This is a genomic window from Microbacterium sp. LjRoot45 (assembly GCF_964253325.1).
Classification (GTDB): Bacteria; Actinomycetota; Actinomycetes; order Actinomycetales; family Microbacteriaceae; genus Microbacterium.
Genome location: NZ_CAXUQM020000001.1, coordinates 207311 through 220983 on the forward strand (window position 1 = coordinate 207311; position 13673 = coordinate 220983).

The window sequence follows — 13673 nt, forward strand, 5'->3', positions numbered from 1 at the left end:
ATGCCGCGGCTATCGTGGATCGGGTGAGTGACGCCGGCGGGAACATCGACCCCTACGCCGACCTCGTGTGGGACCCCGACGACTACGCCCCGCCGCCCGATCCCGACGCTCCGCCGCCGCCTGAGTTCGACGGCTATGCGGGCGCTCTCGCGCGTGCGACGCGGTCGGGGGGCCGCCCCGCTGTCGCCGTCGCGTCGTCGCGTCCGGCGGTCGCGCCGGAACCGGCATCCGTGCTCTCCCTGGAGCGTCGCGATCACACCGGCGCCGACCCGCGTGCCGTGCTCAAGGAGGTCTTCGGCTACGACGAGTTCCGCGGCGATCAGGCGGCGATCGTCGCGCAGGTGATCGGCGGAGGGGATGCCGTCGTCCTCATGCCGACGGGCGGCGGCAAGTCCGTCACCTATCAGGTGCCCGCGCTCGTGCGTCCGGGCACGGGGCTCGTCGTGAGTCCCCTCATCGCGCTCATGCACGACCAGGTCGACGCCCTCATCGCGAACGGCGTGCGGGCCGCCTACCTCAACTCCACGCAGTCCGCGGGGGAGCGCGCGGGTGTCGAGCGGGCCTTCCTCGACGGCGAACTCGACCTGCTCTACGTCGCCCCCGAGCGGCTCAGCGTGCCCGCCACCACCGCGCTCCTGCAGCGCGGTCGGCTGAGCGTGATCGCGATCGACGAGGCGCACTGTGTGAGTCAGTGGGGTCATGATTTCCGTCCCGACTACCTGGCGCTCGGCGACCTCGGGGAGCGCTTCCCCGGCGTGCCGCGCATGGCGCTCACGGCCACGGCGACCAAGGCGACGCACGCCGAGCTCACCGAGCGGCTGTCGCTTCCGACCGCGCAGCACTTCGTGGCGAGCTTCGACCGCCCGAACATCCAGTACCGCATCGAGCCGAAGGTCGATCCGCGTCGACAGCTGGTGCAGTTCATCCGTCGGTTCGACGGCGACGGCAGCGCCGGAGCCGGCATCGTCTACGCGCTCAGCCGCAAGTCGGTCGAGCAGACCGCCGAATACCTGCGCGGGCAGGGGGTCGATGCCCTTCCGTACCACGCGGGTCTTCCCGCCGAGGTGCGGGCTGCGAACCAGTCGCGTTTCCTCCGCGACGACGGCGTCGTGATGGTGGCGACGATCGCGTTCGGCATGGGCATCGACAAACCCGACGTGCGGTTCGTCGCGCACATCGACCTGCCGAAGTCGGTCGAGGGGTATTACCAGGAGACGGGGCGTGCCGGTCGAGACGGCGAACCGGCGATCGCGTGGATGGCGTACGGCCTGGGCGACGTCGTGCAGCAGCGGCGGCTTATCGATCAGTCGCCCGGAGACCGCGCGTTCAAGATGCGGCTCGGTCAGCACCTCGACGCGATGCTGGCCCTCTGCGAGACCGTGTCGTGCCGGCGGCAGAACCTGCTCGGCTACTTCGGACAGGAGTCCGGCCCCTGCGGCAACTGCGACACCTGCCTCGACGCGCCCGACACGTGGGAGGGCCTCGTGCCGGCCCAGAAGCTGCTGTCGACCATCGTCCGGCTGCAGCGCGAGCGCGGCCAGGCGTTCGGTGCGGGCCACCTGATCGACATCCTGCGCGGCGCGTCCACCGAGCGCATCGTGCAGCAGGGCCACGACCGGCTGGCGACCTACGGCATCGGGTCCGACCTCTCCGACCAGGACTGGCGTTCGGTCGTCCGTCAACTGCTGGCCCGTGGCATCCTCGCCGCCCAGGGCGAGTACGGCACGCTCGCGCCCGGTCCGGATGCCGCGGGCGTGCTGCGCGGCGAACAGTCGGTGCCGTTGCGACGCGACGTGCTCGGGCGCGCGGCGCCGTCGCGCGCACGGAAGTCGAGCGCTCCCGAGGGCGTCGCGGCGGGCGATCGCGACCTGTTCGAGGCGCTGCGCGCGTGGCGTGCGGAGCAGGCGCGGGAGCAGGGCGTGCCCGCGTACATCGTGTTCGGCGATGCGACCCTGCGCGCCCTCGCCGACAAGCGGCCGCGCACGAGCGACGACCTCTCCGGCATCACCGGCATCGGCGCGAAGAAGCGCGAGGCCTACGGCGACGCCGTGCTCGCCGTCATCGCCGCGACCTCCTGACGCGCGCCCGCCGAGTCGGCCCCGGAAACTCGGGCCATGAAACTGAGTGTCACGTGTGACGGGTGTGGGTTTCACACAGGCGGGGATGGCGACCACCGGGGCTCGCTTGTGGGAGACATTCAATCGTCTTGGCGTGCCGTTGTGGCACTCCTACCGTCGATAGTGACCTTTTCTGTCCGTCGACGCCCGAGAGGTACGCGATGACCGACGCCGCCGTCCGTCCCACCAAGCCCGCCACCAGCCGGCGCACGCCCGCCGGGGGTGCGCCCACGGCCGCCCACTCCGCGGAGGAGGCGCACGAACCCCGCATCGACGTCGCCGCCGTCACCGACGCGCTCCTCGGAACCTGGGCGGACACGCGCCGCAGCGCCCGCGAGATGATCAAGGATCCCGTGTTCTGGAAGATCGAGGGCCAGCCGATGGCCGATCACCGGGAGCGCGTGCTGTCCCAGCTGCACCTGCTGGTCGAGAACGACGGCTCTCGCCGCGCCTTCCCCGAGGAGTACGGCGGGCTGAACGACAACGGCGCCAACCTCGCCGGCTTCATGGAGCTCGTCCTGGCCGACCCGAGCCTGCAGATCAAGTCCGGCGTGCAGTGGGGGCTGTTCGGGTCTGCCATCTACCAGCTCGGCACGAAGACGCATCACGACCGCTGGCTCCGCGATGTCATCACGCTCGACCTTCCGGGTGCGTTCGCGATGACCGAGACGGGGCACGGCTCCGACGTCGCCGCCATCGGCACGACGGCGACGTACGACCCGGATGCCGAGGAGTTCGTCATCCACACGCCGTTCCGCGGTGCATGGAAGGACTACCTGGGCAACGCGGCGCTCCACGGCAAGGCCGCGACGGTGTTCGCGCAGCTCATCACCGGCGGGGTCAACTACGGCGTGCACTGCTTCTTCGTGCCGCTGCGCGACGAGTCGGGCGCCTTCCTGCCCGGCGTCGACGGTGAGGACGACGGCGTCAAGGGCGGCCTGAACGGCATCGACAACGGTCGACTGCACTTCGATCACGTCCGGGTTCCGCGGGAGAACCTCCTCAACCGCTACGGCGACGTCGCCCCCGACGGCACGTACTCCAGCGACATCGCCACTCCCGGCCGTCGCTTCTTCACCATGCTCGGCGCGCTCGTGCAGGGGCGGGTGTCCCTCGATGGGGCCGCCACCACCGGAACGGCGCTGGCCCTCCACATCGCCCTGACCTACGCCAACCAGCGCCGCCAGTTCGACTCCGGCTCCGGGTCGGACGAGGTGGTGCTCCTGGACTACGGCAAGCACCAGCGTCGCTTGATCCCGCGCCTCGCGCAGGTGTACGCGCAGTTCTTCGCCAACGACGAGCTGCTGCGCAAGTTCGACGGAGTCTTCGGCGGCACGTCCGACACTCCGGAGGAGCGCGAGGACCTCGAGACGCTCGCCGCGGCCCTGAAGCCCCTCTCCACGTGGAACGCGCTCGACACCATCCAGGAGTGCCGCGAGGCCAGCGGCGGCGCGGGCTTCCTCGCCGAGAACCGTCTCGTCGGGCTGCACCACGACCTCGACGTCTACGTGACGTTCGAGGGCGACAACAACGTGCTCCTCCAACTGGTCGGCAAGCGTCTCCTCTCCGACTACGCCCGGCAGTTCCGGGGCGCGGATGCCGCGAAGCTGGCGGGGTTCGCGGCACGCCAGGCGGCCGGGAAGGTGTTCCACGGCGCCGGGCTCCGGCAGCTGGGTCAGGCGGTCGCCGACTTCGGGTCCACGGCCCGCTCGGTGGAACTGGGCCTCCGCGCCGATCAGCAGCACGAGCTGCTTGCCGGCCGGGTGGAGCAGATGATCTCGGACATCGCGGCGCGTCTGCGTCCGGCATCCAAGGCCACACCGGCCGAGGCCGCCGCCATGTTCAACGCGAATCAGGCGGAGCTCATCGAGGCCGCCCGTGCGCACGGCGAGCTTTTGCAGTGGGAGGCGTTCAGCGACGGCGTCAACCGGATCGAGGACGAAGGCACCCGTCAGGTGCTCACGTGGCTGCGCGACCTCTTCGGCCTGAGCCTCATCGAGAAGCACCTCGCCTGGCACCTCATCAACGGACGTCTCTCCACGCAGCGTGCGGCTGCGGTGACGCGCTACATCGATCGGCTCTGCCTGCGGCTCCGGCCGCACGCGCAGGACCTCGTGGATGCCTTCGGCTTTGCCCCCGAGCACGTGCGCGCTCCCATCGCCTCGGGCGCCGAACAGGAGCGTCAGGACGAGGCGCGGATGTACTACGCCGACCTCGCGGCATCCGGGGAGGCTCCGGTCTCGGAGAAGTCGCTCAAGAAGAAGGAGACGTCGTCCTGACGCGCGCTCCGGGCGATTTCATCACGAAGCGGTAACGATGGCCGGGTGCATGTCCGTGGCGACGGTGACCCGAACTCTTCCCTCCTGAAGGCAGTGCACTGCCACGCCCGTTTCGGCTTCGAGGCGTCGGCGGCCGCCTTCAGGGGGGCCGTCTCGGGTGGGCGGCCCCCCACCTTCTTCCCCGGCTCTCTTCCCGCGTCCGGTCGATTCAGGTCGTTTCGGCGGGGATGTCGCGCACGACGATGCCGCCGGGCACGTCGAGTCGTGTCGACCCTGACGGCGTGTGGGTGACGATCGAGACACCTTGCGACGTGCCTGCCGCGGCATCGCCCGCCCCGACGGCGATGACGAAGCTGCCCGCGTCGAGACGGTCGACCGCCTCGGCCAGCTGACGTGCAGCGGCGTCGGTGAGCGCACGCTGCATCTGCGCCGATGGCTCGGCCAGCACCGCGCCTCGTATGCCCCGTCGACGGGCCGCCTCGACGACGCGGACCAGTTCCGGATGCTGCAGTTCGGGCGATCGGAGGCGGTCGCGTATCCGCCCCTCGACGGCGACCACGTCGCTGCGCAGCGCATCGTCGATGGGTGCGGCCGCGGCGATGCGGGTGAGGATGCCGGTCGTCTCCTCCTTCACGATCTCCAGCTGCGCTTGGTATTCACGGATCGCGTCCTCCGAGGCGACGGCTTGGCGTCGGCTCTCGGCCTCCTCGGACCGGTGCTGGAGCTCGAGCGAGACGAACCGCGCCAGCAGCACCCGCCACATTCCGGCGGCCAGGTAGGCGGCCAGCGGCATCCCGAGGAGGAGCACGGCACCCGCGAATGACTGTCCGGTCAGCGCGATCCACAGGAGGACTCCGCCGAACTGCAGCACCCAACCGATCGCCGCGAAGACCGAATTGGCCCGGGGGAAGAGCAACGCCATCAGGTAGGCGGCGAAGTCGACGAGCCACAGTCGCTGCGCCTCGTCGACTGTCGCGAGTGAGACGGCGGTCATCGTCAACCCGCAGGCGAGGACGAAGCCGGCGCCGAGCGGGCGCAGCGGTCGGTCGTGCTGCGTGGTCAAGGCGAGCGCCCCCGGCAGGGCGAGCGCGTAGCCGAGGGCGAGGAGCGGCTCAGCGGGCAGGTAGCCCAGCAGGATGCCGTTGGCCACCCCGCAGAGCCACACGAAGATCATGACCGCCCGGCCTGCGGGGGTGGACAGCCCGGCGGTGCCGGTGCCGCGCGCGGTGGCTACGGTGTCCACGTCAGGACCACCGCCGTACCCTCGCCCGGCGCAGACCGGATGGCCGCGGTGCCGCCCACTCGGAGCATCCGCCCCGTGATGCTCTGAGCGAGCCCGAACCTGCCCTGCGCGGCGACGCTCGGGTCGAACCCTCGCCCGTCGTCCGCGATCGTCAGGGTCAGGGTCGACGCCGCGATCCACACGGCCGCGCGGATGTGCTCGCTGCCGGAGTGCCGTTTCGCGTTGCGCACCGCTTCGGCGCCGGCGTCCGAGATCGCCGCGATCACGGTTTCAGGGAACGTGGGCGATGTGTCGGTGCCGGCGACGCTGGCGTGGAGCGACAGGTCGGGCATCGCGCGGAGCAGGCGCTCGGTGATGAGGTGGGCGGCATCGCGGGACGTGACGAGCCCTCCGCCCCCGACAGTGCGGGCGCCGGCATCCGGAGCGCCGTCGGGCGCGACGCCGATCGCTGTCAGGGCGTGGCGCGCTTCGCTGCGCAGCTCTGCCGGAGTCTCGCCGCGGAACAGCAGCGCCGCACTCAGCACCGACAGCACCTCGTCGTGCACCAGTTCGGTGAACGTGGCGCGCTCGCGCGACAGCGCAGCGGCCCGCGCGTTCCGCTCCTCGGCCATCCGGGCGGAGAGCTCGCTGTCGTGGAGTTGACGCAAGCGCCCGCGCATCGCGATGAACAATGCGCAGAAGAGGACGTTCGCCAATTGCAGGGGGGTGTCGGCGGCGACGTCGGTGGGCACGTAGCCGAGGAACACCCACGCCGACAGCGAGACGCAGACCGCGGAGAAGACCGTCGCACCCATGGCCGCCACCGGACGCAAAGCGACGGCGAGGTAGGCCGCGGTGGCCGGTTCGAGGGTCCAGATCCAGGGGGATGCGGGCGGAGTCGGGCCCGCGTAGGCGGCGAACGAGAGGAGCTGCGCGAGGACCGTCGCCGCGGGAATGCCGATCCAGAACGGGCGGGCAGCCTTGACCGGCAGGAACCATCCGAAGACGGCCAGGGCGACCGTGGCGACGACGGGTACGCGCGCGAGAACCTCCCACCACGTGTCGAAGTAGCCGACCTGCGCCGCGGCGCTGGGCCCGACGAGTCCGAGGATGATGAACGGCGTGCCGGCGGCGACCATCATTCCGAGGCGACGGTCGACTTCGGGGCTGGACGGCGTGTTCGTCTTCATCGACGATGCCGATGTCAGTCCCGCGAACAACGGGACAGCGGGTGCATGCGGCCAGGCTAAACCTGTCCGGCCTCGCCCGATAGGGCCCCACCGAGCGGAGCCCTCGCGGGCCGTCGAGGGGGCGGGGTGGGCGTGCTGTCGGGCGGGGCGGTCGCGCTGTCGGAGCAGGTCGCTACTCTGACCGGGTGACGCTCGACATCCGGACCGGCCCCGATGGCATCGACCGCTGCGCGTGGGTGGGTGACGACGCCGAGTATCGGCGCTACCACGACGAGGAGTGGGGTCGGCCTCTCCACGGCGATCGCGCACTGTTCGAGAAGATGAGCCTCGAGGGGTTCCAGGCGGGCCTCAGCTGGATCACGATCCTCCGCAAGCGGCCGCGGTTCCGCGAGGTGTTCGCCGGGTTCGATCCCGCCGCGATCGCCGCGTTCACGGCGGACGATGTGGAGCGTCTCATGCAGGATGCCGGCATCATCCGCAACCGCGCCAAGATCGAGGCGACCATCTCCAACGCGCGACTCGCGCTCGCGATGGCACCGGGTGACCTCGACGCGCTGATGTGGTCGTTCGCCCCCGACTCTCACGTGCGGCCGACGAGTTTTGCGGAGGTGCCGGCGACGACACCGGCATCCGATGCCCTGTCGAAGGCGCTGCGGAAGGCGGGCTTCCGTTTCGTCGGCTCGACGACGATGTACGCCCTCATGCAGTCGGCGGGAATGGTCGACGATCACGTCGTGGGTTGTCACCGGGCCGTCTGAGCCGTGGTACAGCGGCTCAGCTGAGCCGGACGGTGCGGTCGGCGGCATCCGCGACAGCGGGATCGTGCGTGACGAGCAAGATGGCCGATGCGGCGCAGAGGGTGAACATCAACTGGAGGATCTCGTCGCGGAGTTCCACGTCGAGCGCGCCGGTCGGTTCGTCGGCGAGGAGAAGGGTCGGCTGACGGACGACGGCTCTGGCGATCGCGACGCGCTGCTGCTCCCCGCCGGAGAGGTGCTTCGGCCGGTGTCCGACCCGGTGACCCAGGCCGACGCGTTCGAGCGCCTCGCGGGCGCGTTCGCGCGCGACGGCGGGCGCGACCCCTTGCAGGCGGAGGGGGAGTTCGACGTTCTCGAGGGCGGAGTATCGCGGCATCAGGCGGAAGTCCTGGTGGACGTGCGCGACGTGCTGCAGCCGGAGGCCGGCGCGTTCGTCTGCCGTGAGAGTCGCGAGGTCGTGACCGACGACGGTGACGGTGCCGACGGGCGTCACCAGTCGACCGGATGCCAGGCTCAGGACGGTCGACTTCCCCGACCCGGAGCGGCCGATGAGTGCGACGCGCTCTCCCGCAGCGACGTCGACGCTCAGTCCGCGCAGCACCCGGACGATCTCCTTCCTGCGTTTCGGGTAGGAGTAGTGGACGTCGTCGAAGCTCAGGACCGGGGTGGTGTGCGCGGTCGGATCGGAGGGCGAGGTCATGTGTCTTCCTTCTGGGGCGAGGGCGAGGGCGCGGGAGGGGTGGCGACGGGAGTTCGGCCGGGCGCCACTGCAGCGGGACGGCGTGCATCGGCCCGACGAGCCCGCCCTTCGGCGAGGAGCAGCACGAGCACCGTCGCGGCGGCGAACAGCGAGGCGACGGCCGCGCCGTGGGCCCACTGGGTGAAGAACCCCGCGACTCGCCACAGGGCGGCGCCGGCGGCCCACGCGGCGACGAACGCGGCGACCGTGACGAGCGCGCTCCCGATCGCGAGAGGGGTGGCGCGCACCCGCGCGGCTCTGGAGCCGAGGTCCATCAGGAGGTCGCCGGGGATGGCGAGCACGGTGCGCACTCGACGGACCGCACGGAGGCTGACGAGCGCCCACAGCCCCAGGCCGATCACGAGGACCGCCGGCAGCAGACCGGACACCTGTACGCTCGTCGCGCTCACGATGACGTCTCGCAGCCGCTCGAACCATGTCTGAGCGGATGCCGACGGCGACACCGCGTCGAAGTGCAGGAAGCGCGCAGGTTCCTCCGACCACGTCACCGCGCCGCCGGCGCACGCGTTGAGGGGCGCGATCAGGAGGCCGCCGTGCACCGAACCGCCGATCTCGCGGAACGTGCGCGTTACTCCGCTCACGGAGAGGCGGCACCGATCCCCGTCCCAGGTGGTGAGCACGACCGACTCGCCAGGGGCGACGTCGAGTGCGACGGCGGTCGCCTCGTCGATCAGCACCCTTCCCGCCTGAGGTGACCCGGCCACCATGCCCCCGGCGAGAAGAGCGCTCCACCGCGGGGGTGAGGTGTCCGCGTGGCTCCACACGGTCGGTTCGACGGCATCCGTGAAGTCCCCGGGTGCACGCGCCGGGTCGTCGAACCATGCGGCTGACATGAGTTGCACACCCTGGGTCACGGTCACCGACAGCCCGTCGTCACTGTCGGGGCGCTCGCGGACCTCGTCGCGCGTCTCATAGCGCAGCCCGCTCTCGAAGTGCAGGGCATCGAAGATCTGAAAGCTGGCGAGCAGCAACACGAACATCGTCAGCATCCCGACGGCGACCATCGTGACTACGTCTGTGAGAAGCGGCGCGGCGTTGAGGTGGCGCACCTGCACGCGCTCGGTGGTGAAGCGCAGAGTCATTCGAGGACCTTCTTTCGTTGCGCCCGCGTCGCCAGGGCCGCTGCCCCGGTACCGGTGGCGACACACGCCGCCGCGGTGAGCCACCACACGGTGGACACCGAGGGAGGGAGCGCCGGCCCGGCGAATCCCGGAGCGTAGGCGAGTGTTCCGACGGCCGCACCGACGCCGACTCCCACGACGGTGGTCGCGGCGAGCGCCAGGAGCAGGGTTCGGTAGATACCCGTCGACGGCGCGCCCAGTTCGACGAGGATCTCCGCCCGGTCGCGGAACGTGCGGACGAACGCGACGGTCTCGCCGACGACGATCGCCAACAGCGCGGCGACCGCGATGCCGCTCAACGTGAGCACGAGCGAGAGGTCGATGAACGACTCGCCCTCCCGTGTCGTCAGCAGTTCGCCGACGTCGGACACGGCGAACGGCTCGGGGTATCCGATGTCCAAGAGCGCCTCCCGCCACGGTGGCCCGGTGAGCATCTCGCGCACCCTGTCGGGTGAGGCGGTGGTGACGAGCGACGTCGGCTCGGTCTCGACGTGCGGCGTGTGTCGGGCGATGGCATCCACGGGAAGGACGGCGGCGCCGGCGTAACCCGCCTCGCGCACGGCGTAGATTCCCCTCACGCGCAGCGTGACATCGGTCGTCGGGGTGAGGCCGATCGAGATCTCGTCGCCCGGACCCACCGCCAGCGCGGCGGCCAGGTCGGCGGAGATGTCCGCCCAGTCACCGACATCGTCGGGCTCGCGCGCCGATCCCGCGACGCGCGTCGCATCGGGCATCAGCGTCAACTCGGGATCCGGCTGAGTGCCGAGGAGCACCCAGAGGGAGACGGGTCCGAAGCGGTTGCCGTGTGCCGCGGCGTCGGTCGCGAACTCGGAGATCATCATCGAGCTTTCGCCGGGGAGCTGCGTCGCCAGGTGATCCTCCGCGTCGGCCACGGCTTCGATAGGTGCGTGTGAGCGCGCGGCCGTCTCGCGGTAGCCGCCTGTGTCGAGGGCGAACTGGACGGGGAACATCATCCCGAGGGTGAGGCTGAGACCGGCCGCCGCCGCGAGGACGACCGCCAGCCTCAGCAGCTCGGCGCGGACGACGCGCACGGCATCCGGGAGGAGACGAGTCACCTGACAGTAATGCGGAGGGCGGCGTTCGCGTCCATCCAGTGGTCGACTCCGGAGCCGCCGTGGAAGTAGCGCGCACCACGGGCCTCGGCGATGGCACTTCCCTTGATGCTGACACGCTTGGAACCGCGGAAGTTCTCGCTCCCCGAGACGATCCACTGGCGTGTGCCCAGCCACTTGTCATAGCGGGAGGAGTAGATCTTCGATGACAGCGACGCGTTCCATTCATCCAGACGAGGTGTGTCGAACGTCAGCGGAATCGAGTTCATGTAGCGCGCGGTGGCGGGCAGAGGGATGCCGAGAAGACTGGCCTCGTACTTGAGGATGGCGCGCGCGTGCAACCGTTCCCTCTTCTTCACACTCGTGTCGCTGGTTCTTGCGACCGCGGTGATCTGGAAGGCCGAGTCACCGGCGATCTGCACAGACGTCGCCGCGTGCGCGGGCACAGCGACGCCGACGGCGAGAGCGAGGCCCGCTAGGGCGGAGTAGGTGGCCATGCGGCCGCGGTTTCGATGACGAGCAGTCACGGTGTCTCCTTTAGAGGCACGCATAGAAGCGTGTTGTTTCATGCCAGCGTAGACACGACTCGGGTGCCGCTGCGGGGAAATCGGGGTGCTGTGGATAACTCGCCTGCGCGGCTCCGTCGGGGGGCATTCACTGGTGGAGGGTGTGCGGCGGGCGTCGGCGGCAGCATGTAGCGTCGCATCACATCGAAGAGGGGGCTCTCATGGTCGACAACACGCACACGGCATCCCATCCCGCCGACGGACACGACCGCATCCGCGTCGTCGGAGCTCGGGAGAACAACCTCCAGGGGATCGATGTCGAGATCCCCAAGCGGCGGCTCACCGTCTTCACCGGCGTGAGCGGGTCGGGCAAGTCGTCGCTCGTGTTCGGCACGATCGCCAACGAGTCCCAGCGCCTCATCAACGAGACGTACCCCACGTTCGTCCAGCAGTTCATGGGGCAGCTCAGCCGCCCCGAGGTCGACGCGCTGGAGAACGTGAGCCCCGCGATCATCGTCGATCAGGAGCGCATGGGCGCGAATGCGCGGTCCACGGTCGGCACCGCCACCGACGTGCACGCCATGCTCCGCCTCCTGTTCAGCCGCCTCGGTCAACCGCACGTCGGCTCGCCGCAGGCGTTCTCCTTCAATGTGCCCTCGGTGTCCGGCGCGGGAGCCGTGACGATCGCGGTCGGCAAGGACAAGGGGAAGAAGGAGCGGCGATCTTTCGAGATCACGGGCGGCATGTGTCCGCGGTGCGAAGGCCTCGGCGAGACGAGCGATGTCGACGTCGATGAGGTCGTCGATCGCGCCCTCTCCCTCAACGGCGGCGCGATCCGGGTGCCGGGCTACAGTGCCGACGGATGGATGGTGCGCATCTACGCGGAGTCCGGCTTCCTCGACGGCGACAAGCCGATCGCCGACTACTCGGAGCAGGAGCTCCACGACTTCCTCTACCGCGACCAGACGAAGGTCCGCGTCGCGAACACCAACATGACCTACGAGGGGCTCATCCCCAAGATCACGAAGTCCATGCTGCAGAAGGATCGGGAGTCGCTCCAGCCTCACGTCCGTGCCTTCGTCGATCGCGCCGTGAAGTTCCTGCCCTGCCCCGAGTGCGGCGGCACGCGGCTCAACGAGGGTGCGCGCTCCTCGAGAATCCGCGGACGCAACATCGCCGAGGTCGCGGCGATGCAGATCACCGACCTCGCCGAGTGGCTCTCGACGATCGACGAACCGGAGGTGGCACCGCTCATGGCGGGGCTGCGCCAGACGATCGCGTCGTTCATCGACATCGGTCTCGGGTACCTCTCGCTCGACCGGTCCAGCGGCACGCTCTCGGGCGGCGAGGCGCAGCGCACCAAGATGATCCGCCACCTCGGGTCGAGTCTCACCGATGTCACGTACGTCTTCGACGAACCCACCGCGGGCCTCCACCCCCACGACATCCAGCGGATGAACGCCCTCCTCGGTCACCTCCGCGACAAGGGCAATACGGTGCTCGTCGTCGAGCACAAGCCGGAAGTGATCGCGATCGCCGACCACGTGGTCGACCTCGGTCCCGGTGCAGGCCGCCACGGCGGGCGCATCATGTTCGAAGGCGACGTCGCGGGACTCCGCGCCTCCGACACCCTCACGGGCCGCCATCTCGACCATCGTGCCGCGCTCAAACCGACCACCCGCACGGCGACCTCGCACCTCGAGATCCGCGGTGCGACGCAGCACAACCTGAAGAACGTCGACGTCGACATCCCCCTCGGCATCCTGACGGTCGTGACGGGCGTCGCGGGCTCGGGCAAGTCCTCGCTCATCCACGGCAACGTGCCCGCGTTCGACGATGTGGTCGTCGTCGATCAGGCGCCCATCAAGGGGTCGCGCCGCAGCAGTCCCGCGACGTACACCGGCATCCTGGATGCCGTGCGCACCGCCTTCGCGAAGGCCAACGGCGTCAAGCCCGGGTTGTTCAGCGCGAACTCCGAAGGGGCGTGCCCCGCGTGCAAGGGCCTCGGCGTCATCATCACGAACCTCGGGTTCACGCAGAGCGTCGAGACGCGGTGCGAGCTGTGCGAGGGCTCGGGATTCAGTGACGATGTGCTCGAGTACACGCTCGACGGCAAGAACATCGCCGAGGTGCTCGCGATGTCGGCGTCGGAGGCGGCGGAGTTCCTCCCGAAGGGGCCAGCCAACGCGACGCTCGCGCGCATGGTCGACGTCGGCCTCGGGTACATCACGCTCGGGCAGGCGCTCAACACGCTGTCGGGCGGGGAGCGGCAGCGCCTCAAGCTCGCGATCTCGATGGCGAAGAAGGGCGCGATCTACGTGCTCGACGAGCCCACGACGGGTCTGCATCTCGCCGATGTCGACAACCTCCTGGGACTCCTCGATCGACTCGTGGATGCCGGAAACTCGGTCATCGTCATCGAGCACCATCAGGCGGTCATGGCCCACGCCGACTGGATCCTCGACATCGGCCCGGGCGCGGGACACGACGGCGGCACGGTCGTCTTCCAGGGCACTCCCGCGGATCTCGTCGCCGACGGATCGACGCTCACCGCTCAGCATCTCGCCGCCTACGTCGGACGCTGACCGGCATCCGTCGGCCCGGACGTCGTTCGACGGCGGCAGTTCGGAGGCGATCCGCACAAGGG

General features: G+C 69.9%; 10 protein-coding genes. 4 read left to right on the plus strand and 6 right to left on the minus strand.

Going from position 1 to position 13673, the window contains the following annotated elements:
* Positions 1 to 23 precede the first annotated feature (23 nt).
* Together recQ and ACSQ18_RS00950 are read left to right on the plus strand one after the other, a co-directional pair.
* The gene (gene recQ / locus ACSQ18_RS00945; protein WP_436035202.1) at positions 24 to 2078 is read left to right on the plus strand and encodes a DNA helicase RecQ; all 2055 of its coding nucleotides are present in this window, start codon (positions 24 to 26) and stop codon (positions 2076 to 2078) included.
* A 200-nt stretch (positions 2079 to 2278) separates the two neighbouring features.
* Positions 2279 to 4396 (plus strand): acyl-CoA dehydrogenase family protein, encoded by a 2118-nt coding sequence (locus ACSQ18_RS00950; protein ID WP_436035203.1) that lies wholly within the window; start codon positions 2279 to 2281, stop codon positions 4394 to 4396.
* Positions 4397 to 4604: 208 nt separating this feature from the next.
* On the opposite strand, the gene ACSQ18_RS00955 is transcribed toward ACSQ18_RS00950, so the two are convergent.
* The gene (locus ACSQ18_RS00955) at positions 4605 to 5639 is read right to left on the minus strand and encodes a hypothetical protein (RefSeq protein ID WP_436035204.1); all 1035 of its coding nucleotides are present in this window, start codon (positions 5637 to 5639) and stop codon (positions 4605 to 4607) included.
* A complete protein-coding gene (locus tag ACSQ18_RS00960) occupies positions 5627 to 6808 on the minus strand; it encodes a sensor histidine kinase (protein WP_436035205.1) in 1182 nt (393 codons plus the stop codon). The genes ACSQ18_RS00955 and ACSQ18_RS00960 overlap by 13 nt, the downstream gene beginning before the upstream one ends.
* Before the next feature lie 185 nt (positions 6809 to 6993).
* Here ACSQ18_RS00960 and ACSQ18_RS00965 point away from each other — a divergent pair, with 185 nt between their 5' ends.
* Positions 6994 to 7566 carry a DNA-3-methyladenine glycosylase I gene (locus ACSQ18_RS00965; RefSeq protein WP_436035206.1) on the plus strand — a complete coding sequence of 191 codons (573 nt, stop codon included), beginning with the start codon at positions 6994 to 6996 and terminating at the stop codon, positions 7564 to 7566.
* Positions 7567 to 7582: 16 nt separating this feature from the next.
* Here ACSQ18_RS00965 and ACSQ18_RS00970 read toward each other — a convergent pair whose 3' ends face one another.
* From ACSQ18_RS00970 to ACSQ18_RS00985, 4 genes are read right to left on the minus strand one after another with little or no spacing between them, the layout of a single operon-like run.
* The gene (locus tag ACSQ18_RS00970; protein ID WP_436035207.1) at positions 7583 to 8266 is read right to left on the minus strand and encodes an ABC transporter ATP-binding protein; all 684 of its coding nucleotides are present in this window, start codon (positions 8264 to 8266) and stop codon (positions 7583 to 7585) included.
* Positions 8263 to 9408, minus strand: coding sequence for a hypothetical protein (locus ACSQ18_RS00975; RefSeq protein ID WP_436035208.1), 1146 nt, complete (start codon positions 9406 to 9408; stop codon positions 8263 to 8265). The genes ACSQ18_RS00970 and ACSQ18_RS00975 overlap by 4 nt, the downstream gene beginning before the upstream one ends.
* Positions 9405 to 10523 carry a hypothetical protein gene (locus tag ACSQ18_RS00980; RefSeq protein ID WP_436035209.1) on the minus strand — a complete coding sequence of 373 codons (1119 nt, stop codon included), beginning with the start codon at positions 10521 to 10523 and terminating at the stop codon, positions 9405 to 9407. Before ACSQ18_RS00980 ends, ACSQ18_RS00975 begins: the two co-directional genes overlap by 4 nt.
* The gene (locus ACSQ18_RS00985) at positions 10520 to 11017 is read right to left on the minus strand and encodes a hypothetical protein (RefSeq protein WP_436035210.1); all 498 of its coding nucleotides are present in this window, start codon (positions 11015 to 11017) and stop codon (positions 10520 to 10522) included. Before ACSQ18_RS00985 ends, ACSQ18_RS00980 begins: the two co-directional genes overlap by 4 nt.
* A 230-nt stretch (positions 11018 to 11247) precedes the next feature.
* Between ACSQ18_RS00985 and ACSQ18_RS00990 the strand changes: the two genes are divergently transcribed.
* The gene (locus ACSQ18_RS00990; protein WP_436035211.1) at positions 11248 to 13611 is read left to right on the plus strand and encodes an ATP-binding cassette domain-containing protein; all 2364 of its coding nucleotides are present in this window, start codon (positions 11248 to 11250) and stop codon (positions 13609 to 13611) included.
* Positions 13612 to 13673 lie beyond the last annotated feature (62 nt).

Bases quoted from the DNA above. Each gene is read 5' to 3' on its own strand.
- ACSQ18_RS00990 (WP_436035211.1), top strand. From the start codon at position 11,248: ATGGTCGACAACACGCACACGGCATCCCATCCCGCCGACGGACACGAC.
- ACSQ18_RS00960 (WP_436035205.1), bottom strand. From the start codon at position 6,808: ATGAAGACGAACACGCCGTCCAGCCCCGAAGTCGACCGTCGCCTCGGA.
- ACSQ18_RS00950 (WP_436035203.1), top strand. From the start codon at position 2,279: ATGACCGACGCCGCCGTCCGTCCCACCAAGCCCGCCACCAGCCGGCGC.
- ACSQ18_RS00985 (WP_436035210.1), bottom strand. From the start codon at position 11,017: ATGGCCACCTACTCCGCCCTAGCGGGCCTCGCTCTCGCCGTCGGCGTC.
- ACSQ18_RS00975 (WP_436035208.1), bottom strand. From the start codon at position 9,408: ATGACTCTGCGCTTCACCACCGAGCGCGTGCAGGTGCGCCACCTCAAC.
- ACSQ18_RS00970 (WP_436035207.1), bottom strand. From the start codon at position 8,266: ATGACCTCGCCCTCCGATCCGACCGCGCACACCACCCCGGTCCTGAGC.